The sequence below is a fragment of the Streptomyces bluensis genome (assembly GCF_014650715.1).
GTDB lineage: Bacteria > Actinomycetota > Actinomycetes > Streptomycetales > Streptomycetaceae > Streptomyces > Streptomyces bluensis.
Genome location: NZ_BMVM01000001.1, coordinates 100,972 through 126,617 on the forward strand (window position 1 = coordinate 100,972; position 25,646 = coordinate 126,617).

At 69.2% G+C, this 25,646-nt stretch carries 23 protein-coding genes and 6 pseudogenes; 9 read left to right on the forward strand and 20 right to left on the reverse strand.

The window, feature by feature from the left end:
* Positions 1-35: 35 nt before the first annotated feature.
* The 5 genes from IE262_RS00575 to IE262_RS00595 are packed head-to-tail and all read right to left on the reverse strand — an operon-like array spanning position 36 to position 4,521.
* The gene (locus IE262_RS00575) at positions 36-842 is read right to left on the reverse strand and encodes an amino acid ABC transporter ATP-binding protein (protein ID WP_308432698.1); all 807 of its coding nucleotides are present in this window, start codon (positions 840-842) and stop codon (positions 36-38) included.
* Positions 839-1,870 (reverse strand): amino acid ABC transporter permease, encoded by a 1,032-nt coding sequence (locus IE262_RS00580; protein ID WP_189871552.1) that lies wholly within the window; start codon positions 1,868-1,870, stop codon positions 839-841. Before IE262_RS00580 ends, IE262_RS00575 begins: the two co-directional genes overlap by 4 nt.
* A gap of 31 nt (positions 1,871-1,901) precedes the next feature.
* Positions 1,902-2,873, reverse strand: coding sequence for an ABC transporter substrate-binding protein (locus IE262_RS00585; protein WP_189870399.1), 972 nt, complete (start codon positions 2,871-2,873; stop codon positions 1,902-1,904).
* Complete coding sequence (locus IE262_RS00590) at positions 2,870-3,388, reverse strand: GNAT family N-acetyltransferase (protein WP_189870401.1); 519 nt, start codon at positions 3,386-3,388, stop codon at positions 2,870-2,872. Before IE262_RS00590 ends, IE262_RS00585 begins: the two co-directional genes overlap by 4 nt.
* The gene (locus IE262_RS00595) at positions 3,385-4,521 is read right to left on the reverse strand and encodes an LLM class flavin-dependent oxidoreductase (protein WP_189870403.1); all 1,137 of its coding nucleotides are present in this window, start codon (positions 4,519-4,521) and stop codon (positions 3,385-3,387) included. The genes IE262_RS00590 and IE262_RS00595 overlap by 4 nt, the downstream gene beginning before the upstream one ends.
* A 594-nt stretch (positions 4,522-5,115) precedes the next feature.
* On the opposite strand from IE262_RS00595, the gene IE262_RS00600 reads away from it, so the two are divergent.
* Both IE262_RS00600 and IE262_RS00605 read left to right on the forward strand, forming a co-directional pair.
* Entirely contained in the window at positions 5,116-6,123 is a 1,008-nt protein-coding gene (locus IE262_RS00600) for an amino acid ABC transporter permease (RefSeq protein WP_189870405.1), read from the forward strand.
* The gene (locus tag IE262_RS00605) at positions 6,120-8,135 is read left to right on the forward strand and encodes an FAD/NAD(P)-binding protein (RefSeq protein ID WP_189870407.1); all 2,016 of its coding nucleotides are present in this window, start codon (positions 6,120-6,122) and stop codon (positions 8,133-8,135) included. The genes IE262_RS00600 and IE262_RS00605 overlap by 4 nt, the downstream gene beginning before the upstream one ends.
* Before the next feature lie 32 nt (positions 8,136-8,167).
* On the opposite strand, the pseudogene IE262_RS00610 reads toward IE262_RS00605, so the two are convergent.
* A pseudogene (locus IE262_RS00610) lies at positions 8,168-8,880 on the reverse strand (IS5 family transposase); the annotation flags it as partial.
* A gap of 401 nt (positions 8,881-9,281) precedes the next feature.
* On the opposite strand from IE262_RS00610, the gene IE262_RS00615 reads away from it, so the two are divergent.
* A complete protein-coding gene (locus IE262_RS00615; RefSeq protein ID WP_189870409.1) occupies positions 9,282-10,292 on the forward strand; it encodes an aldo/keto reductase in 1,011 nt (336 codons plus the stop codon).
* Positions 10,293-10,823: 531 nt separating this feature from the next.
* Here IE262_RS00615 and IE262_RS00620 read toward each other — a convergent pair.
* The 3 genes and pseudogenes from IE262_RS00620 to IE262_RS00630 form a co-directional block, all read right to left on the reverse strand.
* Positions 10,824-11,624: an ArsR/SmtB family transcription factor gene (locus IE262_RS00620; protein ID WP_189870411.1), complete on the reverse strand. Its 801-nt coding sequence runs from the start codon at positions 11,622-11,624 to the stop codon at positions 10,824-10,826.
* Positions 11,625-11,778: 154 nt separating this feature from the next.
* Positions 11,779-13,141: pseudogene (locus IE262_RS00625) on the reverse strand (NF041680 family putative transposase).
* A 208-nt stretch (positions 13,142-13,349) separates the two neighbouring features.
* Positions 13,350-13,850 (reverse strand): hypothetical protein, encoded by a 501-nt coding sequence (locus IE262_RS00630; protein ID WP_189870413.1) that lies wholly within the window; start codon positions 13,848-13,850, stop codon positions 13,350-13,352.
* A gap of 121 nt (positions 13,851-13,971) precedes the next feature.
* Here IE262_RS00630 and IE262_RS00635 point away from each other — a divergent pair, with 121 nt between their 5' ends.
* The 3 genes from IE262_RS00635 (at position 13,972) to IE262_RS00645 (ending at position 15,173) form a co-directional block, all read left to right on the forward strand.
* A complete protein-coding gene (locus IE262_RS00635; RefSeq protein WP_189870415.1) occupies positions 13,972-14,148 on the forward strand; it encodes a hypothetical protein in 177 nt (58 codons plus the stop codon).
* A 271-nt stretch (positions 14,149-14,419) separates the two neighbouring features.
* Entirely contained in the window at positions 14,420-14,560 is a 141-nt protein-coding gene (locus IE262_RS00640) for a hypothetical protein (RefSeq protein ID WP_189870417.1), read from the forward strand.
* Positions 14,561-14,603: 43 nt separating this feature from the next.
* Complete coding sequence (locus tag IE262_RS00645) at positions 14,604-15,173, forward strand: hypothetical protein (protein WP_189870419.1); 570 nt, start codon at positions 14,604-14,606, stop codon at positions 15,171-15,173.
* A 174-nt stretch (positions 15,174-15,347) separates the two neighbouring features.
* Here the strand turns inward: IE262_RS00645 and IE262_RS00650 are convergent, their stop codons facing one another.
* From IE262_RS00650 to IE262_RS00660, 3 genes are all read right to left on the reverse strand, one after another.
* Entirely contained in the window at positions 15,348-16,094 is a 747-nt protein-coding gene (locus IE262_RS00650) for a response regulator transcription factor (RefSeq protein ID WP_189870421.1), read from the reverse strand.
* A 129-nt stretch (positions 16,095-16,223) separates the two neighbouring features.
* A complete protein-coding gene (locus IE262_RS00655) occupies positions 16,224-16,802 on the reverse strand; it encodes a hypothetical protein (protein WP_189870423.1) in 579 nt (192 codons plus the stop codon).
* A 218-nt stretch (positions 16,803-17,020) separates the two neighbouring features.
* Positions 17,021-17,455 (reverse strand): FMN-binding protein, encoded by a 435-nt coding sequence (locus IE262_RS00660; RefSeq protein ID WP_189870425.1) that lies wholly within the window; start codon positions 17,453-17,455, stop codon positions 17,021-17,023.
* A 138-nt stretch (positions 17,456-17,593) separates the two neighbouring features.
* Here IE262_RS00660 and IE262_RS00665 point away from each other — a divergent pair.
* A pseudogene (locus IE262_RS00665) lies at positions 17,594-18,101 on the forward strand (pyridine nucleotide-disulfide oxidoreductase); the annotation flags it as partial.
* A 394-nt stretch (positions 18,102-18,495) separates the two neighbouring features.
* On the opposite strand, the gene IE262_RS00670 reads toward IE262_RS00665, so the two are convergent.
* A complete protein-coding gene (locus IE262_RS00670; RefSeq protein ID WP_189870427.1) occupies positions 18,496-18,678 on the reverse strand; it encodes a hypothetical protein in 183 nt (60 codons plus the stop codon).
* 546 nt (positions 18,679-19,224) lie between these two features.
* Here IE262_RS00670 and IE262_RS00675 point away from each other — a divergent pair.
* On the forward strand, positions 19,225-19,575 hold the full coding sequence (locus IE262_RS00675) for a hypothetical protein (protein WP_189870429.1): 351 nt from the start codon (positions 19,225-19,227) through the stop codon (positions 19,573-19,575).
* A gap of 24 nt (positions 19,576-19,599) precedes the next feature.
* On the opposite strand, the gene IE262_RS00680 is transcribed toward IE262_RS00675, so the two are convergent.
* The 3 genes and pseudogenes from IE262_RS00680 to IE262_RS00690 form a co-directional block, all read right to left on the reverse strand.
* Positions 19,600-19,977, reverse strand: coding sequence for a replication-relaxation family protein (locus tag IE262_RS00680; RefSeq protein ID WP_189870431.1), 378 nt, complete (start codon positions 19,975-19,977; stop codon positions 19,600-19,602).
* A 532-nt stretch (positions 19,978-20,509) separates the two neighbouring features.
* Positions 20,510-20,761, reverse strand: a pseudogene (locus tag IE262_RS00685) (hypothetical protein); the annotation flags it as partial.
* Between the two features lie 24 nt (positions 20,762-20,785).
* Positions 20,786-21,717: pseudogene (locus IE262_RS00690) on the reverse strand (LysR family transcriptional regulator).
* Between the two features lie 114 nt (positions 21,718-21,831).
* Here IE262_RS00690 and IE262_RS00695 point away from each other — a divergent pair.
* Positions 21,832-22,359 (forward strand): sugar O-acetyltransferase, encoded by a 528-nt coding sequence (locus tag IE262_RS00695; protein ID WP_189871554.1) that lies wholly within the window; start codon positions 21,832-21,834, stop codon positions 22,357-22,359.
* 309 nt (positions 22,360-22,668) lie between these two features.
* Here IE262_RS00695 and IE262_RS00700 read toward each other — a convergent pair whose 3' ends face one another.
* From IE262_RS00700 to IE262_RS00715, 4 genes and pseudogenes are all read right to left on the reverse strand, one after another.
* Positions 22,669-22,974 (reverse strand): hypothetical protein, encoded by a 306-nt coding sequence (locus IE262_RS00700; RefSeq protein WP_189870433.1) that lies wholly within the window; start codon positions 22,972-22,974, stop codon positions 22,669-22,671.
* Between the two features lie 89 nt (positions 22,975-23,063).
* Positions 23,064-23,519, reverse strand: coding sequence for a GNAT family N-acetyltransferase (locus tag IE262_RS00705; RefSeq protein WP_134043473.1), 456 nt, complete (start codon positions 23,517-23,519; stop codon positions 23,064-23,066).
* Between the two features lie 48 nt (positions 23,520-23,567).
* A pseudogene (locus IE262_RS00710) lies at positions 23,568-24,057 on the reverse strand (transposase); the annotation flags it as partial.
* 979 nt (positions 24,058-25,036) lie between these two features.
* Positions 25,037-25,432, reverse strand: coding sequence for a transcriptional regulator (locus IE262_RS00715; protein ID WP_189870435.1), 396 nt, complete (start codon positions 25,430-25,432; stop codon positions 25,037-25,039).
* Positions 25,433-25,646: the final 214 nt, after the last annotated feature.

Here is a 25,646-nt window from a genome sequence, read left to right on the forward strand (position 1 = left end):
CGTGCTCCTTGCTTGCGGAAACGGGTGAGGGTCGGTCAGAGGACCTTGGAGAGGAAGGCGCGGGTGCGCTCGTGCTGCGGGTTGTCCAGGACGGCCGCGGGCGGGCCCTGCTCCACGACGACGCCGCCGTCCATGAACACCACGGTGTCGGCGACCTCGCGGGCGAAGCCGATCTCGTGGGTCACGACGATCATGGTGGTTCCGGTGCGGGCCAGGTCCTTGATGACGTCGAGGACTTCGCCGACCAGTTCCGGGTCGAGCGCCGAGGTGGGCTCGTCGAAGAGCAGCACCTTGGGTTCGAGGGCGAGTGCGCGGGCGATGGCCACGCGCTGCTGCTGGCCGCCGGAGAGCTGCCGGGGGTAGGCGTCGGCCTTGTCGGCGAGGCCGACCCTGTCGAGGAGCCGGCGGGCTGTCTCCTCCGCTGCCCTCCGCGGGCGGCGCAGTGCGGAGACGGGGGCCTCGATCAGGTTCTCCAGCACGGTCAGATGGGGGAAGAGGTTGAAGTTCTGGAAGACGAACCCGATGTGGGTGCGCTGCTTCAGAACGTCCTTCTCCTTCAGTTCGTGCAGCTTGCTCCCGGAGCGGCGGTAGCCGATGAGTTCGCCGTCGATGCTGATCCAGCCGCGGTTGACCTTCTCCAGGTGGTTGATGGTCCGCAGCAGCGTGGACTTCCCTGAGCCGGACGGGCCGAGGATCACGGTGACCTCGCCGGCCCGGACCTGAAGGTCGACGCCACGCAGCACCTCCAGGGGGCCGAAGCTCTTGTGGACGCCGTGGACGTCCACCATCACGTCGCCGACCGTCGGCGTCGCGTCCTTGACGGCCACCGTCACGTCGCTCATCGGCTGTCTCCCAAGGGTCCAGGGGTCTTCAGGGGTATGACGGGCCGGTTGCGCTGGGCGGCGGCCGCGCGCAGGGTGCGGACGAAGCGGCGGGCGCGCTGAAGCGGCGTGGGCGGCGGGGTGCGGTTGGCGCCCCGCGCGTAGCGGCGCTCCACGTAGTACTGGGCGACCGACAGCAGGGATGTCAGGACGACGTACCAGGCGGTGGCGACCAGCAGCAGCGGGATCACCCGGCCGTTGCGGCCGTAGATCACCTGCACCTGGTAGAACAGCTCGCCGATGGACATCACGTAGACCACCGAGGTGCCCTTGAGCAGGCCGATGATCTCGTTGCCGGCCGTGGGCAGGATGGCGCGCATGGCCTGCGGCAGCACGATCCGGCGGATCTGCCGCAGCCGGGGAATGCCCAGCGCGGCGGCCGCCTCCAGCTGCCCGTGGTCGACGGCGATGACGCCACCGCGCACGATCTCGGCAGCATAGGCGGCCTGGTGCAGCATCAGCCCGATGATGGCCGCGCCCATGGTGCCGATGATGCTGTTGCTGTCGACGGACCAGAACACCGGGCCGAAGGGGATGCCGAAGCCCAACTCCTCGTACAGCGCGCTCAGGTTGAACCAGAACACCAGCTGGACGATCATCGGTATGGACCGGAAGATCCAGATGTAGGTCCAGGCGACGGTCTGCAGCACCGGGCTGCGTGACAGCCGCATGAAGGCCAGGACGGTGCCCAGGAGGAAGCCCAGTACGGTGGCGTAGGCGGTGAGCTGAAGGGTCACCCACACCGCCTGCACGATCGTCTCGGACAGCACGTAGTCGCTGAAGACACCCCACTCCCAGACCGGGTTGGTGGCCAGACCGTGCACGAACTGGGCAGCCAGCACGATCACGGCGACGGCCGCGGCCCAACGGGCGTAGTGGCGGGCGGGTACCACCTTGAGGGAGGCCGGATCGTCCGGGGCGGGCGGGGCCCCCGGGCCGGTGCCCGGGGTGGCCGCGCCGGGCGGCGCGGTGTCGGTGGTGGATGGCAGCGTGGACATCGTGAACGTTCCTGCTCAACTCTCAGGTGTGCTCGGGCGGGTTGATCCGCGACGTGTCGATCGCGGAGGCGGAGGTGCCCCACTTCGTGAGGATCCGGGCGTACGTGCCGTCCTTGATCAGCTCGTTGACGGCGGCCTGGAAGGCCTTGGTGAGTGGGGAGCCCTTCTTGAAGGCGAAGCCGACGTCGAGGCGGTGGAACTCGCCGAGGAAGGTGGTCTGGGAGGCGGGCTGGGCCGCCTGGTAGCGCAGGCCGTTGATGGTCGACATGATCACGTCGATACGGCCCTGCTGGAGTGCGGTGAGGGTCGCCGCGTTCTCCGAGTAGACCTTCACGTCGTACGGCTTCTCGCCCGCCTTGGCACACACGCCCTTCTGCTCGGTGAGGGTGGCCTCGAAGGTGGTGCCGGCGCCGGTGCCGATGGTCAGCCCGCACAGCTGGGTGAGGTCGGTGACCTTCTTGCCGAGGGCGGTGTTGCCCGTCTTCACCGCGAAGCCCTGGCCGTCGTTGATGTAGGTGACGAAGTCGACGGTCTTCAAGCGTTCGGTGGTGACGCCGAAGTTGCCGGACCCGAAGTCGTACTTGCCGCTGCCCAGGGCGGGCAGGATCGTCTCGAAGGAGGCGTCCTGCCGCTCCAGCTTCACGCCGAGGACCTTGGCCACCGCGTCGGCGATGTCGATGTCCTGGCCCGCGGGCGGCTTGTCCTGCCCGTTCGGGAAGTACGCCCCGGGCGGGAACCCGATCGAACTGCCGACGCGGAGCGTGCCCGCCTTGCGGACGTCGGCGGGGAGCAGGGCGGCGACGGAGTCCACCTTGCGTACGGCGGCGACCGGGTCGTCGGTCGGCACGGGGGATGCCTGAGCGCCCGCCGGTGTGGTGGCGGAGGTGCCGCCGGAGCCACAGGCGGTCAGTGTCAGGAGCGGTAGCAGCGTGAGGGCGGCGAGGCGCAGGCCGGCTCTGATCCCGGGGAGGTTCACAGGTCGGGGGCCTTTCATGTGCGCGACTGGACGTTGAGGTGCTTCTCGAAGGGCAGCGGGCCGACGGTTTCCGGGTCGGCCTCGGTGTCGAACAGCGGTGTGTAGCCGGTGGCCAGGTACAGGCCGCGGGCCTCGGGCTGGCGTGGCCCGGTGGTCAGGTAGATCCGCCGGTAGCCGCGTGCGCCCGCCTCGCGTTCCAGCTCGGCGATGACACGGCGGGCAAGGCCACGCCGCCGGTGGGCGGAGTGGGTCCAGATCCGCTTCAGTTCGGCGGTGGTCGCGTCGTACCGCCGGAAGGCGCCGCCTGCGACGGGCTCGCCGCGCTCCAGCAGCAGGAGCAGCAGGCCGCCGTACGGTTCGGTGAACTCCTCGTCGGGGTAGCGGGAGATCTCGGCGTGGGCGTCCTTGCCGTAGCGCGTGGAGTACTCGTGGCCGAGTTCGCGCAGCAGGGGTCTCACGCGCGGGTCGGAGACAGCGACATGAAGCACCGTCACATTCACTGCTGACGACGATGGTTGGGCTACGGAGGTCATTCGCCCACCGCCGCAAGGGTTTGCGTCCCGCGTGCCGCCCGTTCGGCGTCGCGCTTGGCGACCTCCTCGCGGACGATCGGGATCACATACCGGCCGAAGTCGATGGCGTCGCCCAGCAGGTCGTAGCCGCGGGCGGAGAGGATGTCGACGCCGAGGTCGTAGTAGTCAAGTAGCGCCTGGGCCACGGTCTCGGGCGTGCCGACCAGGGCGTTGGAGTTGCCCGCGCCGCCGGTCGCTGCGGCGGTCGGCGTCCACAGGGCCCGGTCGTAGCGCTCCCCTGCCTCGGCGATGGCGAGCAGCCGCTGCGAGCCGGTGTTCTGCGGCTGCGGGTGCCCGTTGTGGCGCTTGGTGATCGCCTCGCCCCTCTCCTTGCGCGCCTTGATCGCACCGACCGTGCGGTGGGCCTTCTCCCAGGCCAGTTCCTCGGTCGGGGCGATGATCGGGCGGAAGGCGACCTGGATGCGCGGCACGTCGGTGCGGCCCGCGGCCTTCGCGGCGGCCTTCACGTTCTCGATCTGCTCGGCGGTCCTGGCGAGGGGCTCGCCCCACAGGCAGTAGATGTCGGCCTCGGCGCCGCCCGCGGCGTACGCGGCAGGGGACGAGCCGCCGAACGACACGTTCGGGCGGGGCTGCTGGACCGGGAAGACGTCGCTGACGAAGTCGTGGAAGCGGTAGTGCTCACCCTCATGGTCGAAGGGCTCGTGGGTGGTCCAGATCTTCTTGACGATCCGGATGTACTCGAGGGTGCGGGCGTAGCGCTCGTCCTTGGTGAGGGTGTCGCCCTCGCGGCCCTGCTCGTGGTCGTTGCCGCCGGTGATGAAGTGCACGGTCAGCCGGCCCTCGCTGATCCGGTCGAGGGTGGCGAAGGTCTTCGCGGCGAAGGTGGGGTAGGACACGTTGGGCCGGTGGGCGAGCAGGATCTGCAGGCGCTCCAGCCTGCTGGCGATGTACGCGGCGGCCGGTGCGGGGTCCGGCGATCCGGAGCCGTAGGCGAACAGCACCCGGTCCCAGCCGTGCTCCTCGTGCGCCCGGGCGAGCCGGAGCGTGTACTCCTTGTCGAACGCGGCGCCGGAGCGCGGGGTGGTTTCGGAGCCGTCGTTGGTGGCGGCGATGCCGAGGAACTCCACGGGCATGGGCATGGCCTTTCAGGGATTGCGGCGGCACGCAGGCATGGCTGAACCGCCTTGCGTGCAGGCATGAGTGAACGGACGTCAGGCAGACGGGTCGGTGCAGTCGTGACGACGTCGAGCGTCAGGAGAAGCAGAGCTGCGGCAGCGCGCGTGAGGAGAGAACTCGGCCCGCGACGGGGTCACCGAGGGAGGGAAGGGCCGGTCAGACGGCCCGCTGCCGAGTCAGGCGCAACACGCGGCGGACCACACCCGACCGAAGTCGATGTGATCGCGCGAGACCAAGCGCTGCTGGGCATTCATGCGACTAATTGAGCAGTACATCGTGGCGCTCGTCAAGCAGCGCCCGGATGCCGGACCGCCGGGACCGGCCCTGCCCAGGGCGCTGTTGACACATCGCTGCCCTGGGCACATACGATCGACAGCGGATCGGCCGCCCTGCGCGGCAGCCGCTCCGGCCGCGTTGAGGGACGTGGCGAATGTGACGACGCCGAGCCCCGGCCGCACCGTACGCACGCAGCGCCTGTGCCGTTGCGCTCCCTGCGAGTGCCACCGGGTGGTCACCCACGCCTGCGATCCCTTCCCCCGGAGAGCCTCTCGATGGTCACGCCTTCCGAAGTCACGCCGGCCCCTGCGACGAAACCGCCGAAACGGGCGAGCGCGCCTGGCCCCAACGTGCCGCGGATCGTGCCGCGCCGGCACGTCGGCCGGTGGCTGACCGCTGTCGTCGCGCTGCTGCTGTTCGCGATGGTGCTCAACTCCGTCGTCCGCAACGACGCCTTCCAATGGAGCGTGGTGGGCCGGTACTTCACCACTGCCGCCGTGCTCGACGGACTGCTGCTGTCCCTGTGGCTGACGGCTGTGGTGATGGTGCTCGGCTTCCTGCTCGGCACCGTGCTCTCGGTGATGCGGCTGTCGGCCAACCCTGTGCTGCGCACGCTGAGTTGGGGCTACGTGTGGATCTTCCGGTCCACGCCGCTGCTGGTGCAGCTGCTGTTCTGGTTCAACATCGGCGCCCTGTATCCGACGCTCGGCCTCGGCATCCCCTTCGGCCCGCAGTTCCTCACCGTCCAGACGGTCAATCTGCTCGGGCCCACCCTCACCGCCGTCATCGGCCTCACCCTGCACGAGAGCGCCTACGCCGCCGAGGTGGTGCGCGGCGGCATCCTCTCCGTGGACTCCGGGCAGACCGAGGCCGCCCAGGCACTCGGGCTGAGCAGACGCCGCACCCTGCGCCGGATCGTCGTCCCCCAGGCGATGCGCTCCATCGTGCCCACGTCCGGGAACATGCTGATCGGCACCCTCAAGGGCACCAGCATCGTCAGCGTGCTGGCCGTGCACGACCTGCTGTACTCGGTGCAGCTGATCTACAACCAGACCTACCAGGTCATCCCGCTGCTGATGGTCGCCACCCTGTGGTACATCGCGGTCACCACGGTGCTGAGCGCGGGACAGTTCTACGTCGAGCGGTACTACGCGCGCGGGGACTCCCGCGCCCTGCCTCCGACCCCGCTGCAACGGCTGCGCGGCCACCTGACCGCCGTGCGCCACCGACTGAGCGCGGCCACGGCCGCCGACGCCCGCCCGGCGATCGGCGGTGACCGGTGAGCAGCACCCCTTCGCCGGCCGTCCTGGTCGTCGTCGGCGCGGGACCGCGCGCCACGGGCCTGCTGGAGCGCATCGCCGCCAACGCGCCCGAACTGTGGGACGGTTCACGGCAGTTGTGCATCCACTTGGTGGATCCCCACGCGCCCGGACCGGGACGCATCTGGCGCCACGAGCAGCCCGCGCTGCTGCGGATGAACTCCATGGCCGAGGACGTCACCATGTTCACCGACGAGTCGTCCACCGTCGACGGCCCGGTACAGCCGGGCCCCTCGCTCGCCGAGTGGGCCGCCCAGTTCTCCGGCAGGGGCCCACACCACGCCCCGTACGCCGAACCCGCCGACCCGGAGGTGCTCGCCGAACTGCGCACGCTCGACGGGTCCGACTTCCCCACCCGCCGCGCCCAGAGCGCCTACCTGGACTGGGTGTTCCGCAGGGCGCTGGCCCAGCTGCCGCCCACCGTCACGGTCGAGTGGCACCCCACCACCGCGACCGCCGTCACCGGCCCCCCGGACGGCCCGCAGCAGGTGCACCTCGCCGACCGTGCCACTGCGCTCACCGCCGACCTGGTCGTCCTCGCCCAGGGACACCTCGGCTCCACTCCCGCCGCCGAGTACCGTGACCACGCCGCCTTCGCCCGCCGGCACGGCCGCTTCCACCTCCCGCCCGAGTTCTCCGCCGACGCCGACCTGTCCGCACTGCGACCGGGCGAACACGTCATCCTGCGCGGCTTCGGGCTGGCATTCATCGACCTGATGGCCCTGCTCACCGAGGGCCGCGGCGGCACCTACCGCACCGGGGCCGACGGCACGCTCACCTACCTCCCGTCCGGCCGCGAGCCCGTCCTGCACGTCGGATCGCGGCGCGGAGTGCCGTATCACTCCAAGACCCGCTACCGGCTCCAGGGCCCCCGGCCTCCGCTGCCGCGCCACTTCGGCCCCGAGGCGGTCGACGGGCTGCTCGCCGAGGGCCGCCCGCTGGACCTGCGGCGCGATGTATGGCCGCTGATGGCGAAGGAGATCGGCTTCGGCCACTACCACGAGCTGTTCCACGCCCACCCGGAGCGCACCGCCTTCCCTTGGACGGACTTCGTCGCCGCCTACGACCGCCTGGGCTGGTACGACGACGAGATGGCCGCCCTCGTCGCCACGGCCGTACCCGACCCGGCGGACAGGCTCGACTTCGAAGCCCTCGATCATCCGCTGGACGGCCTCGCCTTCCCCACACCGGACGCCTTCCAGGACCACCTGCGCGACCACATCGCTCAGGACGTCACCCGCCGCGAGAACCCGGAGTTCAGCGCCGACCTCGGCGCGTTCCTCGCCCTGCTCTCCGTCTACGGCCAACTGCCCCGCCTCGTCGCCTCCGGTCGTCTCACCGCCCGCTCGGTCGCCGACGACCTCGACGGCTGGTGGCACGGCTTCTTCAGCTTCCTCGCCTCCGGTCCGCCCGGCTTCCGCCTGCGCCAACTCCTCGCGCTGTCCCAGGCCGGCATCGTCCACTTCCTGGGGGCGGGTATCCGCATCGCCACCGACGAGACGAGCGGCACCTTCACCGCGACCAGCACCACCGTCTCCGGCCACACCACCCACGCCACGGCCCTGATCGAGGCGTACCTGCCGGGGCCCTCCCTTGCCCACACCGAGGACCCACTCCTGCGGGGCCTGTATCAGGAAGGCGCACTCGCCGAGGAGGTCATCGCCGACCCCACCCACACCCACCGCTCCGGCCTGCTCGCGGTCTCCCCGGCGGACGGCTACGTCATCGACCCGTCCCTCGACAGCCCCCATCCCCGCCGCATCGCCCTCGGCGCCCCCACCAACAGCCGGGCCGTCGCCGCCTTCGCCCGCCCCCGCACCAACGCACCGGCCTTCCGCCAGAACGACGCGGTCGCCCGCGCGCTCCTGCGTGCCCTGCGCGCCACCGAGGCTGAGACGGCTACGTCTCCGGTGGACGGCCGACCTCTCAGGGCGTTGTTCACCGAGGGTGCGCAGGATGAGGAACATGTGCCGTAAGCAGCAACGACTCGTCCGTCGTCAGCATGTCGACTTTGGCTCATGACCCAGCGGCGGGGCTGGACATGAAAGCCGCGTGTGCTGGGGTCGCGTTGGACGATTTCGAGGTCGATGCCGAGGTGGGCTGCGTGTTCGACGGCTTTGGTCTTGTAGCCGTTGTCGGTCCAGGCTTTGCTGATGGTGGGGTGGCGTGCGGAGACGTTGGCGAAGAGGGGGGCCGGCGGCGGAGTCGTGGACGCTGGCGGCGGTGACGGCCACGGCCAGCAGGGGGCCGAGCATGTCGGTGACGATGTGCCGCTTGCGTCCGATGATCTTCTTGGCCGGGTCGATGCCTTGGCTGGCCAGGGGGACGGTGGCGGAGGTTTTGATGCTCTGGCTGTCGATCAGGCAGGCGCTGGGCTCGCTGGTGCGGCCTTCGGCCTGGCGGACTTTGCCGCGTAGCAGGCCGGTGAGCTGGTCGAAGATGCCGTCGGCTTCCCAGTGGGCGAAGTAGCCGTAGACGGTCTGGTGGGGCGGGAAGTCGTGGGGGAGGTAGCGCCAGGGGATGCCGGTGCGGTCGACGTAGAGGATGGCGTTCATCAGGGCGCGCGGGTCGTGGGTGGGTTTGCGGATGCCGTTGCGGGCCTGGCGCCAGGCTTCGAGGGTGGGGGCGGATGAGTTCCCAGCGGGCGTCGGGCAGGTCGCTGGGGTAGGGCCGTGAGGGCTGCGTGACGCCTGCGCATGCGGTGGCAGCTGGCCTGGGCAGGGCGTGTGCGGGGGTGTCGGGTGCACCGGGGCGTGCGTTCTCAATCTCATGTGAACCGGTAGGTTTCCAAATGAGACAGGAGCTTTGGTAAGAGATCCCGCGGGTAGGGGCGCCGTCGCGAGCGCCGCGATACCGCCGCCCGGACCAGCGGAATCGCTTAGTGATCGAGCGATGATCGGTCGTGGCGACGGACCCGCGAGGGCGGTTTGCCGTCGGGGGCTGAGTAGTGCCCCACGCGCTCGGCCGAGAATTGACAGCCTGTTACTCGCTACCACTGGGTTCTCTGGTACGTCTGGCCGAAACGGTGGAAACCTGACAGGGCGCGCACATGCCCCACGCCTCCGAATTCCGGACCGAGACGTATTGCGTTGGAGCGCACTCCAGCTCCTAGGTTCGGAAGTATGCGATACATCAAGCTCGGAACGACCGGGCTGGAAGTCTCCGCCATCACCCTCGGCTGCATGAGCTTCGGCGAGCCGGACCGGGGCGGCGAGCCCTGGTCGCTGGGCGCGGACGCCAGCCGGGACATCATCAAGCAGGCCCTCGATGGCGGCGTCAACTTCCTCGACACGGCCAATGGGTACAGCGCCGGAAGCAGCGAGGAGATCGTCGGCCAGGCGGTCAAGGACTTCACCCGGCGCGAGGAGGTCGTTCTCTCCACCAAGGTCTGGATGCGGATGCGCCCCGGCCCGAACGGCGCCGGGCTGTCCCGCAAGGCGATCTTCGCCGAGCTCGATGCCTCCCTGAAGCGACTGGGGACCGACTACATCGACCTGTACCAGATCCATCGCTGGGACTACGACACCCCGATCGAGGAAACCCTTGAGGCGCTGCACGACGCGGTCAGGTCCGGGAAGGTCCGCTACATCGGAGCCTCTTCCATGCACGCCTGGCAGTTCGCCAAGGCCCTGTACCTGGCTGACCTGAACGGCTGGACCCGGTTCGTATCGATGCAGGACCACTACAACCTCATCCACCGAGAAGCAGAGCGGGAGATGCTCCCGCTCTGCGCCGACCAGGGCATCGGCGTGATCCCGTGGAGCCCGCTGGCGCGGGGCAGGCTGACGCGGGCCCGGGACACCGCCACGGCGCGTGCCGAGACCGACGAGGGCGGCAAGATCCTCTACCGCGACGAGGACCAGGCAGTGGCCGAGCGCGTCCACGAGATCGCGGGCAAGCGGGGTCTGTCCCCGGCCCAGGTCGCCCTGGCCTGGGTCATGCGCAACCCGGCGGTGACCTCGCCCATCGTCGGGGTCACCAAGCCGGCCCAGCTGGCCGACGCGGTCGCCGCGGTGGACGTCGAACTCGACGAAGACGAGGCCGCCTACTTGGAGGAGCCCTACCAGCCGCACGAGGCCGCCTACCTGGAGGAGTCCTTCTACAAGTCGCACCCTGTGGCGGGCTCCCGGTAGTCCGGGCTACCGCCGGGCCTTCGACGAGTCCTTGGCCTCGGCCTTCACAGCCCTGTGGTCGGCCCGGCAGTGCTTGCGGGCGGTCGCGCGCAAGTGCATGATCCGCGCCGGCCCCGGCGCGCGAAGCGGCCCTGTCACCGCCGGGTGCGCGGCCTCACACCCCGCCCGGCTGTGTGCGCCGCCTGTGCCAGGACCGTTTGCGGCAGCGGGGAGAGCAGTACGTTGCCGAGACGAGACGGTCGACCCCGATCGTCCACGACGCCCCGCACTCTGGGCAGCAGGCCGTCGCGCCGACGTTCACCGCCTCGGTCCTCGCCTGCGCCCGCCGCATCCGCCGCCAGTGCCGCGACCGGCACGCCGATGAGCAGAACACCGCCGCCGCCTTCGCCGACGGCATCAGCGGACCACCGCACCCACTGCACAACCTCGGCCCGGTGCCGTCATCCGCGACCACGACCAGCCGCAGCCGGGGCACTCCGTCCCTGCCCCTACGGTCACCGTACGGACACGCGGCAGTGTCCGAGGCTGTGCTCAAGAATCCTGGTGGTCAGGATCGGGAAGCGGCTCGCCGGTTTCAAGTAGGGTCTTGAGGCTGGAGAGGAGGGCGGGCCAGCCGTGCTGGATCATTTCTCGCAGGGTGCTCTCACGTTCGAAGCCGTCGTGTACGACGGTGAGCTTGGTCATCGCTCCGGCGGGTTCGATCTCGAAGGTCACCTTCGACCTCTGCTCGGCGGCCAGTTCGGCAAGGGCCTCCTCGCTCACGCCGGCGGTCTTGGCCCAATCGGGCGTGAAGGTGTGCCAGGTGTAGGACAGGCGCCGGTAGGGGTCTGATTCGAGCACGACCTGGTCGGGGTGGGAGGTCTTCGTACCTCGCTCTACCCAGGTCATGGTTGATCCGGGCTTCCAGTCCGCCTCGAACTCCACCCCCCAGTAGCGGCGGGTGAAGGCCGGGTCGGTCAGGCCCTGCCAGAGCTTCTCCGGCGTGGTGTTGATGTAGGTCGTGTAGACGAACGCGCTGTTCACGGGGCTTGCCTCCAGTGCTTGCTTCAGATCGGCGAGTGCACGCACCCGCTCACGGTCGTAGTGACTGATCCAGCGATCGGCGATGGCGTTGATCGGCTCGGCATTGAGGTAGTGCAGCTTTTCCCGGCCTCGGCGCACAGCCGTCACAAGGTTGGCCGCTTCCAGCACGGCCAGGTGTTTGCTGACCGACTGCCGGGCCATGTCCAGCCCGGAACACAGCTCTCGCAGGGTCTGCCCGTTACGGGCATTCAGGCTGTCCAGCAGCTGCCGCCGGCTGTGGTCGGCCAATGCCTTGAAGACCTCATCCATCTCGACCCTCCGATACGCAGCCAATCAGCTGCATAAAAGATATGCAGCCATTAGGCTGCCTGTCAATCGGGGCTATATGCCGCCCTCAACCCCCGCCGGAGAGCAGCGGTATGGCATGGACATTTCAGGAACAAACAGGCTCTGAACTTGTTCTTTATGGTCTGAACTGGTCACGTTCGGCTATGGTCTCGGGCCGCCTGACTGTCTTACCCACGGCGTAACGGGTGGCGGGGTGACGGTTCTTCGAGCCGGGCGGCCGGCCAGGGCCGGGCCGATTGGGATTTGGTGCTCGGGTCGGACAGGGCAAGTTCGGGCGGAGGTTCCTAACCCCCGGCGGACTCGGGCGGGGGTGAGCCGGCCGGGCTCGGCGGGCTTCTCCCAGGGGCGGCGAAGGTCTGCGGCCAGTGGCCGGGTGAGGCGGAGTTGCGTGTGGGCTGCGACGATCAGCCAGGTCCACGGTCCGCTGCCTCGGGCGTGCGGAGTTTCGGGCGGGTCCATCCGAGGGTCTGTTTCATCGGGCGGAAGGTGTGCTCCAGGTCGAAGCGCCGCAGGAACGCCTGCCAGCGCACGTCGATGTCCTCGCCGCTCAGGCCGGTGGCCGACGACCACAGCCACAGTGGCAGCGGATCATGGCCGCCGGGCAGGCGGTCGACCTGGAGGCCGATCAACGTCCCCTCGATGATCGGGAGTTCGCCGGTGTGGTCGATCCATGCGGAGCGGGTGGTCAGGCGGGGGTGGATGCGGTCCCAGGCCCTCGCGCGGGCGGTGCCGTACCGGTCGGTGACCTGGACGGTGGCCGCGTCCGGCTCGCCCCAGGTATCCGGCTTGGCGAAGCGGAACTCCTTGCCGTGCTTCGGGGGACGTCCGCCCTGAGGCGGGGAGACCCACGGCACCGGGACGGGCTTGCGCATCACCCTGTCCGTGCGCATCCGGCTGAGGACCTCGACCGGCAGGCCTCGCAGGAGGTGAGCCGTGCGCGGGGCGTCGTAGCCGACGTCGAAGACGATGAGGATGTCGCCTCCCAAGCGCCAGCGGCCCATCTCGATCAGGTCCTCGACCACGCGGCGGAGCTGGGCGGCAGTCACCTCAGCGACGTCGTCGGCCGGGCCAAGACGGACGGCGTCCAGGAGCTGGCACCAGGACGTCCGGCCCGATTCGAGGGCGGCGACGAAGGAGTACGGCCAGCCGGGCACGAACTGGTCCGAGGACCGTCCGCTGCGGCCGTAAACGTGGCAGAAGAGACGGTCAGGGCTGGTCGGCACGTCGGGGCGCAGCCAGTGGCTGACGTCGACCGCCATGACCATGCGTCCGTCGGCGGCCTGCGGCATGGGCAGGCCGGCCAGAACCTGCGGCAGCGGGGGAACGTCGACGTCCCCGCTGTTCAGCGCGTCGTACATCGCGCCGTGACCGCGCCGGTGCTCGGCCACCAGCGTCAGGTCCACCGGCGCCTTCACCGGCCCGTCCGCGCACAGCAACGCGTCGGTGAGCTCGAACAGCTCGTCCCCGCGCGCGGTCAGGCAGTCGAATAACTCGTCCCGAAAGCATGAGGCGTGCGCGAACGCCTCCGCGGGACAGCATCAGGCAGCAGACTCACCCTCACGGCCTTCATCCTGGTCAAGTGCCTCTTTGGTCGGAGCACATGATCGTGCGGAGGCCGCCCGCACGTCCGCTGAACAGCGGAAGCAGAGATCAAGTTCGAGTGCCGTTCGGACGCTGGTCAGCAGGTCAGGCGGCAACCAGCGTGGCGTGGATCCGGCTGACGGCACGCAGGATCTCGCCTCGGTTCTTCGCCCGCTTGATCCATGCCGGAAGGCGGGCCACCAAGGTCATCTTCTGTCCGGTGCCGTACCAGGGCGCTCGTTCCCGCAGCGACGCCTGGACGAAACGATGGATCAAGTCGAGGTGTTCGAGGTTGTACGCCCACAGCCACCCGTGCCGGGTCTCGACCTGGAGCCACAGCGGCATACCGAAGTACGGATCCGTCGCTGGTTGTGCTGTGCCGGCAGAGAGCGTGACAGGACGGCCGCTCCACACCCGTGACAGTCCGCAGCCATGACAGACCAGGCGCCGCGGCCTGAACAGAATCCGCCCCCCGGGACCGGAGTCTTCGGGCGCCGGAACGACACGGGCGGCCTTCTCACAACCGGGGCACCGCACAATGATCAAGCTGATGAAGTCGTACTCGGTGCTGTGCGGGTCCCGGAACCGAGCAGAGAACAAGGCCATGCGGTGAGTATGCAACTGCCTTGCAGAACAGCGCATCCCGATTCGACCGCTCGCGCCTGAACCCGCCAGCCACCCTGGACCAGGGCCGGACGAAGATTAAAGAACAAGCTCAGCCGCAGGCTTGGCGAGCCGCATCGCCGAACGCATCGCCGATCTACGAATCATCGACTACCGCCACGCTCCCTGGCGGATGGACATCATGGAGTGGGCCTACGGCCCGGCACTGCGACCGAACCCGTACATCGACGAATTGGTACGGCTCCAGGTGATCGTCCCCACCGGCGGCCGGTACTTCTGAGAGTCAAGCCGTCGACCTGGCGGAGCGCGATCTCGAAGCGTGGCGCTGCCCTGCGTCCCCGCTGTGGATTGCCGACCGACACGGACTCCCCTGGCTTTCCCGTTCCTTTGCAGAAGCGGTGTCGAAACCTTGACCAACTGCTTGATTTCCGCTGTTTGTTTGCTGGACGTCCTCTGGAGCGCATGTTCCTAGAGTCGTTGGTGTCACCCGGAGTTCCCGTCCGCGGCTCTTCGTACTCACTGTCCCCAACCGTTCTGGAGACGTCTCATGCGTGCACGCGGAGAAGCCCGGCATGTACGCGGTGGAGGTCCAGCAGGAGGACGGTTCCTCCGTAGAGGTCTACCTCGACAAGTCCTTCAACGTCACCGACACCAAGCAGGAGAGCACCGAGGAGAACGAGACCACGGGCTGATGACGCGTAGGTGACCGGCAGGCCGTCGGAAGGGAGAGACAGCATGGCGACCGATCCTGTCCGCCGCACACCGGTGGACCCAGAGATGGAAGCAGCCTACGGGGGGCGCTACGAGGAGGATTCCTTCGACTACCCCTCATCGGCGCCCGCGCGGCCCGTTGTGGTGGTGGAACCGCCGGCGAGCAGGGACCGTGCCAAAGAGTCGGCCTCTGAGCCGCGTTCCGCGGAGCAGCCGAAGGCAGGCCGCGGGGTTCTGGGTCAGCTCGTGGCAGTGCGGCGTAACGTCCTTCTCGCGGTCGCCGCCAGCCTGATTGTCGCGGGCGGTCTCGGTGTGGGCCTGTCGGTGATCGGTGACACTGTCTCCTCCGATCCGGCTCCCGGCGGTGCCGACCAGGTCTCTGCTCCGAGGACGCCCACCCCACCACCCTCTGTCCCCGGCGCCTCCACTCCTGTTTCTGATCCAACCAGTGGTGGCACCGCATCCGGCGGGACCGGCGCGAACGTGACCGTGCCGCCGCAGGCAGCGCCGTCGCAACCGGCAACGCCGGATCGGCATGACGAGGACCGGAGGGATCCCGAACGCGAGGACGGTGACCGCGCCGAGGAGGACTGACTCCCCGGGTTCGAGGCGCCGCTGCTGCCTCGCCTCTGCCGTCCGGCCGATTCCGCTTCCCGCGGGGTCGGCCGGACGGCTTGCTGTGGTCAGCTGTCGTGCCGTTGCCACCGTTCCTGTCCAATGGGCGTGATGGACACAGCACGCACCGCCGCCCCTTGGGCTCCGTCGGGTTCAGTCGTATGCGCCGTTGCCGGGCACTGTGAGCCGGAAGCCGATACCGCGGACGGTGGCGATCCAGGAGGGGCTGCTGAGCTTGCGGCGCAGCGCCGACACGTGCACGTCGAGTGTTCGGGTCGGGCCGAAGTAGCCGGGCTCCCACACCGCGTCGAGGATCTGCTGGCGGGACCAGACGGCGCCGGGATCGCCGGCCAAGTGGGCCAGCAGATCGAATTCCTTCGGGGTGAGGGCGAGTGGCTGACCGTTGAGGGTGACCTCCCGGGTACGCCGGTTGATGGTCAGCGGGCCGAGGCGCTGCACGCCCCGCTCCGCAGGAAGCCGGGTGTGTCCGGCGCCGGTCAGCGGCGTGCCGGGCTTGGGAGCGGTGGTGCTCGGTGGTGTGTGTCTTTCAGGGTGGGTACGCCGGGTGACGGCTCGGATGCGGGCCACCAACTCCCGCAGTCCGAACGGCTTGGACAGGTAGTCGTCCGCCCCGACCTCCAGGCCGACGACACGGTCGGTCTCCTCGTTCCTTGCCGTGATCATGATGATGGGGACGGTGGAGCGGGCGCGCAGAGCCCGGCAGACGTCGATGCCATCCATGTCGGGAAGGCCGAGGTCCAGCAGGACCAGGTCGGCGGCGGAGGCCGACAGGGCGGAGGCACCGGTCCTGACCCGGGCCACGGTGAAGCCGTAGCGGTTCAGGCCTTCCATGAGGGGGGCGGCGACCCGGTCGTCGTCCTCGACGAGCAGGAGCCGCAAGGCGTCGGGCTCGTGTCCCGTGTGCGTGTCGTGCTCTTCGCTTCCGCCGATCGGCCGGGGCCTTCGGGGCCTGGCGTCGGTCGGTTCGGCCGGGACGACCTGCTCGTCCCGGCCCTGTACGAGGGATCGTTATCGGTCGTCATCGGTGTGTTCGTGGTCGTCTCTGTTGTGTTCACCGCTGGTGTCGCGGCGGGCGGTGGGGGATGCGGCACTGGCTGTCCGGGGGTGGGCTGCCCGAGGGCCCTCGGTGCGCGGGGCGTGGCGGCCGACAGCGTTCTTCGGGCCGGTGAGGAACCTTATGCGGACGAGGGACGGGAGACCGCGGCTGTGGGCGCTGCCCGCGCGAGATCCGCAGACGCGCTGCCGACAGGCCTGGAGCAGGGCGGTCCGCGGTCCGCTCTCGGCAGCGTAGGGCTGGGGGTCGGGGGTGTCGCCGGGTGTCGTGTCCTGTCCGGCGTTGAGGACGGCGAGGGAGGCCGGGGGCGCGGCGGCCGACGTGCCCATCTGGATGGTCAGTGCTCTGTCGCGGGGGCTGGGAGGGGCTGACGACGACGCCGAGCTGTCGCCGAAGAGCAACGTCAGGAAGAGGAAACCTCCCATGGCGGCCACGGCGAGGGCTGCGACGACGAGGACGGACGGCCGGACCTGTAACGGTGTCCTGTGTTCCGGCCGCGGAGGTGGGAGCGTGCTGTCGGATCCGGGCGACATGGCCTTCTCCCTCGCGGGCTGAAGGGGAGGCATCAGCCCCCGGGGGCACGTGGGGAGGTGGAGCCGCGGGGGCGAACACCGGGGAACGGCAATGACCTTACGGTCGGCGAAGGCAGGGGAGGTCCAGGAGCCCGCCAGGAGAGTGTTAAGAGACGGCCAATATTCCGACAAAGCTCGCGGCGGGCCTATGTCGCCTGTCTCGTCCCACTCGGCTCATGTCATGCCCTGGCCGCGTCGATGGCTGCCTGCAGCGACTGCTTGTAGGAGGCGCTGGTGAAGGTCGCTCCGGACACCGCGTCGATGTTCGCGCTCTGGGCGGCCAGTGCCTCCTGGCGCAGTACGGGAACGGCCCCGTTGTTGATCTGCGCGCTCCGTGCCGGGGTGGTCGGGAAGCCGGCGGTGACGTCGGTGATGCGGCCTCCGGAGACGGTGATCGTCGTCTGGACAGTGCCGTAGTCGTTGCGAGCGGCGGGGCCGCGGTACGTGCCGTTCTTCAGACCGCCGTCGGTGGCCGAGGAGGAGGGAGCGGCCGTGGTGGTCGGTGCTCTGGTGGCGGTGGGCTCCGGAGAGGCGCCGCGCTCGGTCGTCCGCCACGCCGGAGCCGATGCTCTGGCTCGGCACTGGCCCGGCACCGACGACGGGCTCGCCGCCATCCGCCGTTTGGCCGGCCTGCCCCCCACCTCGGGCCCTGAGCACAGCCGTGGAGGACGACCCTGACCCTCCTAACGCTGGTCGCAGCAGCGTTCGACACTGCCTCGCTGTCGGCAGCGTCCCGCTGCCGCCGGTGGCGCCTGGCCTACGACGCCGACCTGACGTGGGTCACCCAGCACTCACCCCGCTTCCATGCCGACGACATCGACGGGCGTGCCCTGTTCGACGCGGCCACCACCCCGCCGTCGCGCCCTCGACGAGGGCCACACCGACACCGGAGGGGGCGCGTCCCTCGGCGACATCGTCGCCGTACCGCCCGTACGCGACGCCCGTCACACGTGACTGCTCAAGGCATCGCCCATGCTCGTACGCCTCGAACGCGACGGCGTCCACCGGGCCGACGGCACCCGAGCACCCGCCGACGCGGTCATCTGGTGCACCGGCTTTCGCCCGGCCCTCAAGCACCTGGCGCCTCTGGGTCTACGTGGCCGGCGCGGTCACGTCGCCACTGCGGGAACCCGGTCCGTGGAAGAACCGCGCCTGCACCTGCTCGGCTACGGTGACTGGTCCGGACCGCCTCCGCCACTTCTGATCGCCGTCGGTCGCCCACCCCGCGAGGCTGCCCGCGATATCGCCGAACGGCACTGAAATTCGGGCACCGGGCCTCCGCCGGGGGTACCTACCAGAACGGCGCAGACAGCTTGCCGCGCCTGTGCGGGCACAACACACGCCATCAGGAGCGGCGTTGCCTGTTTCTCCAGGTCCGCCTGTCCCCGCTGGGCTATCTGTCCTCCCCTGCCCTGTGCCCTGTGCGCAAAATCCTGTCGGATGGTCTGCCCCTGCATATCCGCCCCCAGTTGTCGGATCGCGCAGCGGGCTTGCCGCTGCACGACCTGCTGAGCGAGCTGGCAGAGGTCTCCCTGCACATGCTCCGGCTTCTCCGGGTGAGGCGGCGGGCCGAGGCTGAGCACGTTGATTTTGGCGATGAGTTCCTCGTGTGCCTCAGCTGCGCCGACAAGCCCTGGACCCCCCTGGCGGGATGTCAGGCAGTCCGGGCGAAGCGGGCGGCAGCCGCGTCGACGAACTCGTCATGGGCGGCCTTCGCCGCCTCGTGGGCCTCGGTGAGCCGCTGCTTGGCTGCGTCGTAGCCGGATCCGGTCCTGGCGCTGCGCCGACTCGTCCTGAACTTCAACGCGGCGGCATGGCGCTTCCGCAGAATGGTCATGCTCGGGGGGGCAGGTTACAACTCGGTGCACGTACCTGAGGAGGGGACCAGATGCCTACCGGAGTAGCGGTCGTGTGCGACACCGACGACTGTCTCGCCGTCTACCTGGCGGTAGAGACGGGCAATGATGGCGATGAGCGCTCTGCAGACGAGGTGTCCCAGATGGCACGCAAGTCCGCCGAAGGTGACGGATGGGTGATCAGTTTTGGCTTTGCCCAGCCCGTGATGACGTGCCCGGGCTGCGCGGACGGCCGCGGGCCGGTCCTCGAACGCGGTGAGTGCCGACGGTGCATGGGGCTCGTCGGGATGGAGTCCAAGTGCGTGTACTGCCTACGCCGGACAGAGGAAGGCTGAACGCGCCAGCCGGAGGCGGGTCTGGTGACTCACTCGCGGTGGCTGAAGAGTGCCTTGATCAGGCCTGGTGGCTGATCGGCAAGGTCGAGGCGGCACTGGGGGCAGTGGCGGCCGTCCCCGGCGGTGCGTCTTGGTAAACCATGCCAGGCTCGCCCCTGACGGGCAGGCCCCAGCGTTCACACGGCGCGGGCGGTGGCCCGGGGGCGGCGGCTGTCGGGATCGGCGGCGCTGCTCGTCCTGCTGCTGTGTGGTGTGCTGCTGGCGTTCTCGTTGCCGTTGTTGCTCGCGCTGGCGGCGGCGTTCTTCGTCGCGGCAGTTCCAGGCGTTGTTGTCGTCAGGGTTGGGCAGAGCATCGGCGACGGTTTCCCACTGGCGGTGGCCGCAGCGCCACCACACGGCCGCGAGTGGCCCGTGCTGTTGCAGGCAGGGCAGTGTGGTGAACAGAACGGGGACGGCGTCGGCGTAGGTGTGGTAGCCGTCGTCAGGCTCGCCCAGGAGGCCGCCCCTACGCTCGAACTGGCCGGACCAGATGTCCCGGGTTAGGTCCAGCACCCGGTTCATCCGGTTCTACAGCGCCTGTTCCCCGGCGCGGATGCCGGGGTTGAACACCAGCGCGACCGGCGGGTGTCCCTCCCCGCCGGTGGGCGGGTAGAGGCCGCGCCACACCGGGGTCTCCAGGCCCTGGTGGTCTTTGGTCTTCAGGCGGAAGAAGCGGCGGTAGCGCTCGAACTTCGCGGCCAGGACATCGGCGGTCTCGGTGCAGTTGTCGACCTCTATCAGCAGCACCGGCGCACCCGCCTTGGGAGCGTGCAGGACCGCGTCGGCCTGGACGGCGGAGCGGTTGCGGCCGCTGGCGGGCAGATGGTGCACCACCTCCGTGGACCAGGACGCCAGCGTCCCGATCCCCGCCGGCCCCGACACCAACCCCGTCGCGAGCAGTTGCATCCGGTTCCGGCGCGGGGGCGGCGTCGGCTGTGGTGCCGCGTACGGGCCGGGTGGGCTCGGGGGCGGTGCGGGTGATGGCAATGATGGCCTCGTTGACCGCCATCGCATGCGGGGCCCCGGAACGGGCCGCGCCGCGCGCGGTGCCGTCCATCTCGCTCACCGGCCGGCCCAAGGCTTCGGCCGCTGCCTCCAGCCCGAGCGGGGTCAGCCCCCACAGCTTGTTCCCGTCCCGGGCGCTGCCCTCCGACACCGTCAGGCCGTGCCGGGCCAGATCCAAACACACGTTGCGGACCGCCTTGTTGTCCTTGTGCTCCGGACAAGGACGACGCGTACCCGCTCCTCAACGTCATCGGCGCTTGGGGTCTTCGCGGGCCCGCCACTCCCGGCGGGCGTACGCGCATACCGCATCGCGCCCCGCCTCCGCACACAACGGAGCGCAGCGGTATGTCGCCGGTCCGGCTCTTGCTGTGGCGCCGGTCGTGCTCCGGCAGATGGGCGGCGACGCCAGTGGGCGTCGGGTTTTCTGCTGCTTTTAGGGCGTGAGGTCCAGTACGCGGACCGGCTCGCCTGCCCACCGTTGTGGGGCGGCGGTGGCGATGATCGCGCCGTCGGGACGGTCCGGGGTGGGCTGAGCCACGTACTGGCTGTGCGCGGCCGCCCAGGTCTCCTGGCGCGCGACGGCCAGGGGGCGGCAGCCAGATCCAGTTCGAGGACGGTAGTACCGGGCATGGAGGCCAGATGCTCTGCCGTAACCGGGCCGGGCACGGTCGGGTTCTACTACGGCGTGTCCGCCAAATCGGACGTCTGGTCAGCAGTCCATCCAGTCTGGCACCCACACGTCGTCCGGGGTGAGCGGCCCTGAGGTGCGCAGATGGTCGTGTAGCGCGGTCAGCACGGGGTGCTGGTCTCCGGCGCGGGACAACAGCACGTGCGGGTACACCGGGGTCGGTTCGCGCAACGGGATGCGCCGCAGGTCGTGGCTCTGGGGCCACAGGTACCGGTCCCCACTGCCGACGAGGGTGGCCAGCGAGGCGGAGTCGGCCAGCGCGTCCATGAGGGCTTCGTCGCCGAAGTTGGGGCCGAGCGCGTCGATGCTCAGACCAAATGCCTCGGACAGCGCCTGGTAGAACGCTGCCCACTCCGCGCCTGGTCTGATCCCGGGGATCCAGATGCGGTGGCCAGCCAGGTCCGCAGGCCTGAGACCCAAGGTGCGTTCGCCAACGGGTGGCCGGGCCCGACCAGGAGCTCCAGGGGTGCGTCCAGGAGTCGTTCGGCGCTGATCCCGGCTGGGACCTGGTCCACCGGCAGGGCGCGGAACGACGCGTCGACGGTTCCTTCGAGCACCGCCTGGGCTGCCTGGGCGGCGTTCTCGTTGCTCAGTGTGACCGTGTCCAGGTTCATCCCGGGGTGTGCGCGGTAGAAGCGGTATACGGCCTGGGCCGGTGCGATGCGCCGGTTGAGGACGTCGACGCGCAAGGGCCGGCTGCTGGGGCGCACGGCCTGCTCGGCCTGCTCAAGGGCTGTGAGGACCCTCTTGGCGTGAGGCAGGAAGACCTGCCCGTCCAGGCTCAGCCGGGAGCCTCGTGAGGTTCGCACCAGGAGCGTGACCTTGAGGTGTCTCTCAAGTGTCGCGATCCGCTTGGAGGCCGCTTGCTGGCTGATCCCGAGCTCATCCGCTGCTGCCTGGAACTGGCCGGTCTCGGCGACGGCCACGAACGTCCGCAGAGCTTCAACATCCACACCTTCAGCCTACTTTCACAACGATTGGTTGTGCCTGGTATGTAGTGCGGTTGTTTGATGACGCGCTCTTCAGGGTGGTGGAATCGTCGTATGTCTACCCGCACAGAGCAGGTCATGTATGTCCAGACGCCCGAGTTCGCGCGCCATGCGGAGCGAATCCTAGAGGTGACCGACGCGACGTCTCGACTGAACGTGCTGCCGTTCAGCGACAGCAATGGTCGTGCTGAACTACTTTCTGTTGTGTTTGGTGGTCCGCTCCCGGAGTCGGTGACGATCTACCCGCCGTTCTTCACCGAGTACGGGCTGAACACGACGTTCGGGGAGAACGTTTTCGTCAACCAGGGATGCACGTTCATGGACAAGGGCGGGATCCGCATCGGCGACGGCGTCATGATCGCCCCGAAGGTCAGCCTCATCACCGGGGGGCACCCTCTGCCGCTCGCCGAACGTCGCGAGTACCTCTCCTTCGCCCCGATCGTCATCGAAGACGACGTCTGGATCGGGACCTCTGCCGTGATCTTGCAGGGAGTGACCATCAGCGCTGGTGCGGTGGTCGCTGCCGGTGCGGTGGTCAGTCGTGATGTTCCTGCCCGCACCCTGGTCGCGGGAGTCCCTGCCCGGGTGATCAAGACGATCGACTGAGCCCGGCCGGGCCACCGGCACGGGGTGAGCAGTACGTACCCGGTGCACGGTGGCCTTCGAAGGCACCGGCTCGACCCCGCGGATGCTGAGTTCGTAGGAGATTCTGCGGGTGCCCAGAGCGGATAGGTCCGCCGCAGTTCGCATATCGCCGCTTCGACCTCGGCCGCCACCCGGTGGGGGCTGTGGTGCGGGCGCCGCGACACCTCCTCCAGCGACCGCTTCGGCGCCGCGGGTGCGAGGGCCCTGGAAGCTCTCACCGCCGCGGGTATGCGGACCTTGTAGGTGTGCTGCTCTTGGATGAGCCGACCCTCACCCTTGCAGATCGTGCAGGTCCGTGCCGCCTTGTCGTCTGTCCTGGTAGCGCAGGCGGGACAGGGCTTGTGGGCGGTGATCCGCAGGGGATGATCGCGCGGCGGCTTCCGCCGGGGTGACGTCGATGTGGTGGGCGATGTCTTTGCCGCGGCTGGGCGGTGTGAACCCGAAGTACCGGTCGTTGATCTCTTTGAGGGTGGCCCACACCTCTCCGCCGGCTGGCCGCTGAGCGGGGTCCTTGGCCATGAGCCGGTTGGCGAACCGCTTCAGCTCCGCAGGGGCGCCCGGGCGCAGGGTGCGCACCGGTGCCGACTGTTCGTTCGCCCGGCGTGGTTGCGGGCCTTTCAAGCAGTCCCGGCCCACCACTACCGCCAGCGGGGGGGGAGAATCTGTTAGAGCGTCCGCGTCATGAACACGCTGTTCGGATCGAGTTGATAATCCCCAAAGGGCTCGCAGTAGCCGAACCCGAACTTCTGGTACAGGTTTCTGGCCGGCCGGAAGAACTCGGCCGAGCCGGTCTCCAGGCTGATCCGGGTCAGGCCCACGCGCTTGGCCTCGGTGAGGATGTGCTCCAGCAGTTGGGATGCGATCCCGCTTCGTTTGCGCGCCGACGAGGTGCGCATCGACTTCAGCTCTGCGTGACCCGCGTCCAGCTTCTTGATCGCGCCGCAACCCACCAGCGCGTCACCGTCCAGGACCGACCAGAAAGTGACCTCGGGGCTGCGAAGTTCATCGAGGCCGAGGGCATGCTTGCTCTCCAGCGGTGTGATGGAGCGCATCTCCTGTACGTGCTCTTCGAGGAACTCGGCGATCTGCCGACCGGAGAGGTCGTCGACGACGATGTTCATGCCGCTCGCTTTCTCATCGAGACTTGCCGCTGCAGGTGTCACGCCACCTTAAGCAGCCTCGGCCTGGAGCCGATCGTCGGGCCGTTCGACGAAGGGGCCCCCTTCGAAGCGGGCTCCCGTGCGGACGAGGGCGACGAGGTGCGGTGCGTTCACGGCCCGCCACCGCTGCTGGGCGGCCTCGACGAGTTTGAAGACCATGGCCAGGGCGGCGGTGCGGGAGCCGACGCCGCGGGTGACCTTGGTCCGCAGCCGGACGGTGGAGAAGGTGGACTCGATGAGGTTCGTGGTGCCCAGGTGGACCAGTGCTCGGCCGGGAAGTCGTAGAACGCCAGCAGCTCGGGCTCGTCCTCGGTGATCTTCTTGACGGCCTTGGGGAACTTCGCACTGTAGAGCTTGGCAAACGCCTTGACCGCTGCCTCGGCGCGGTCGCGGTCCTCCGCGTTGTAGATGTCCTGGATGACCTTTTCGCGCCGGGCTGCGCGGTCTTTGGCATGGAGTCGAGGACGTTGGCGGTTTTGTGAACCCAGCACCTTTGTTTGCCAGGCCGGGCAGTCCGAACGTGGCGCCGCTGGTGGGGCCGGAGGCGAGCACCGATCCGATGGCGTCGCCCAGCGTGGCGAGCCTGCGCGGCGCGCTGCCGCGGTCCTGATTGCCTCGGCTGTTCGCCGCACCTCCTGCGGACGCCGCACCCGTGTTTGCGGCCGGATCAGATGAGAGTGCACCGGCGTCGGCGGGCAACAGCACGGCGACTGGTGTGGTGTTTCGCAGGAGCACCTGCTGTTGGCCCTGAGCTGCCAGCGCGATGAGGTCACCGAAGCCCTTCTGCGCCGAACTCAGCACGTGGGGCGGGAACACCTCGGGCTTCTGGGCTGCCGGAAGCCGATCGAGGTGCGCCAGCAGAGCGTGATCCTGCCGCTTGCGGATCAGCGTGGTGCGCCCCTTCGCTTCGGCGAGCCTCACCAGTGCATACAGACGTTACGGGCGGCAGTCGCGTTCATCGCAGCCTCCGCCTGCGACGACTGACTCACTCAGTGAGTTGACGACTCGGAGCACTCCCCCGGCGTGGATGAGCAGCGCGACGGCCGGGGGCCGCACCGGCCCCGGCCATCGCTCCACTCCGTCCGCAGAGGGTCGCACCTCGCCGAACCGGTGCGCTCAGCCACGCTGCCGAGTCCTGCTATTCGATCGCCTCCTTGCGCGCGAGATGTCCGAGGGCGAAGCGGGACTTTCTCAGCCTGTTCGTGAGCCCCGCCGCGAGATCCCGTGCGCCGTGTTGGCCGCCGCGGCCGCCGACGCTGCGGCGCGTCGGCGAGGTAGCGCGGCAGTTGCACGGTGCGAATGACACGGCCGACCTCACGAAAGGCGGTTGTCCCGTCTTACGGAACTGGCACGTGTCCGTCAGGCTTCGAGATAGGCGAGCACGGCCAACGCGCGCCGGTGGCCTTCCGGATCGGATTCCAGGCCCAATTTCGTGAAGATGCTCCGGACATGCGTCTCGACGGCCTTGCCGCCGACACTCAGCCCCTGGTGATCGACTCGTTGGAGCGACCCCGAGCCATCAGCTCCAGCACCTCCGACTCCCGCCGGGTAAGCGCCTCCAGGGCACTGGCTGTCCGTCGCCGGCGGTAGACGTCTGACGATCTCCGGTCGATGAAGGGCTCCCCCGCCGCGACACGCTTGATGGCTTCGGTGAGTTCACCGAGGTCGGCGATGCGGTCCTTGAGGAGGTAGCAGAAGCCTCCCGGTGGGCGGGACAGTGACTGGACCGTACTGCTGGTCAGCTCTGCCCCTCGGCGGTCGGCGCCCCGCAGAGCGCGCTGACCGACTCGCGCTGCATCCACCACCAGGCCCTCGCCGAGTACGTTCTCGGCCTGACCACGCCAGCGAGATGACGTGCATTCCACGACGGTCACGAATGCGTCCCGTTCGAACGCCTGGGGTTCCCGGTCGCGTGGGGAGCCGCCGACGCGGCTGGCAGCCTCAGGCGGAAAGTGCGTGCAGCGGAGCGCCTTCCCAACGTGCCAAAGCCGCGCCCTGGATGACCGGGGGAACCTCCGCGGCCGCTTTGACAGGCAAGGATGGCGTCTGGTCGACGGTGGGAAACGGACTGCCGAACTCGACGAGCCG

What these genes read in the sequence shown, in the direction of transcription:
- IE262_RS00630 (WP_189870413.1), bottom strand. Translation starts at nt 13,850, where the DNA reads ATGGCCTTGTTCTCTGCTCGGTTCCGGGACCCGCACAGCACCGAGTAC.
- IE262_RS00705 (WP_134043473.1), bottom strand. Translation starts at nt 23,519, where the DNA reads ATGAACATCGTCGTCGACGACCTCTCCGGTCGGCAGATCGCCGAGTTC.
- IE262_RS00600 (WP_189870405.1), top strand. Translation starts at nt 5,116, where the DNA reads ATGGTCACGCCTTCCGAAGTCACGCCGGCCCCTGCGACGAAACCGCCG.
- IE262_RS00680 (WP_189870431.1), bottom strand. Translation starts at nt 19,977, where the DNA reads ATGCAACTGCTCGCGACGGGGTTGGTGTCGGGGCCGGCGGGGATCGGG.
- IE262_RS00670 (WP_189870427.1), bottom strand. Translation starts at nt 18,678, where the DNA reads ATGACCATTCTGCGGAAGCGCCATGCCGCCGCGTTGAAGTTCAGGACG.
- IE262_RS00660 (WP_189870425.1), bottom strand. Translation starts at nt 17,455, where the DNA reads ATGGCGGCGAGCCCGTCGTCGGTGCCGGGCCAGTGCCGAGCCAGAGCA.
- IE262_RS00595 (WP_189870403.1), bottom strand. Translation starts at nt 4,521, where the DNA reads ATGCCCGTGGAGTTCCTCGGCATCGCCGCCACCAACGACGGCTCCGAA.
- IE262_RS00655 (WP_189870423.1), bottom strand. Translation starts at nt 16,802, where the DNA reads ATGTCGCCCGGATCCGACAGCACGCTCCCACCTCCGCGGCCGGAACAC.
- IE262_RS00620 (WP_189870411.1), bottom strand. Translation starts at nt 11,624, where the DNA reads ATGGATGAGGTCTTCAAGGCATTGGCCGACCACAGCCGGCGGCAGCTG.
- IE262_RS00645 (WP_189870419.1), top strand. Translation starts at nt 14,604, where the DNA reads ATGGCGACCGATCCTGTCCGCCGCACACCGGTGGACCCAGAGATGGAA.
- IE262_RS00695 (WP_189871554.1), top strand. Translation starts at nt 21,832, where the DNA reads ATGTATGTCCAGACGCCCGAGTTCGCGCGCCATGCGGAGCGAATCCTA.
- IE262_RS00590 (WP_189870401.1), bottom strand. Translation starts at nt 3,388, where the DNA reads ATGACCTCCGTAGCCCAACCATCGTCGTCAGCAGTGAATGTGACGGTG.
- IE262_RS00575 (WP_308432698.1), bottom strand. Translation starts at nt 842, where the DNA reads ATGAGCGACGTGACGGTGGCCGTCAAGGACGCGACGCCGACGGTCGGC.
- IE262_RS00585 (WP_189870399.1), bottom strand. Translation starts at nt 2,873, where the DNA reads ATGAAAGGCCCCCGACCTGTGAACCTCCCCGGGATCAGAGCCGGCCTG.
- IE262_RS00615 (WP_189870409.1), top strand. Translation starts at nt 9,282, where the DNA reads ATGCGATACATCAAGCTCGGAACGACCGGGCTGGAAGTCTCCGCCATC.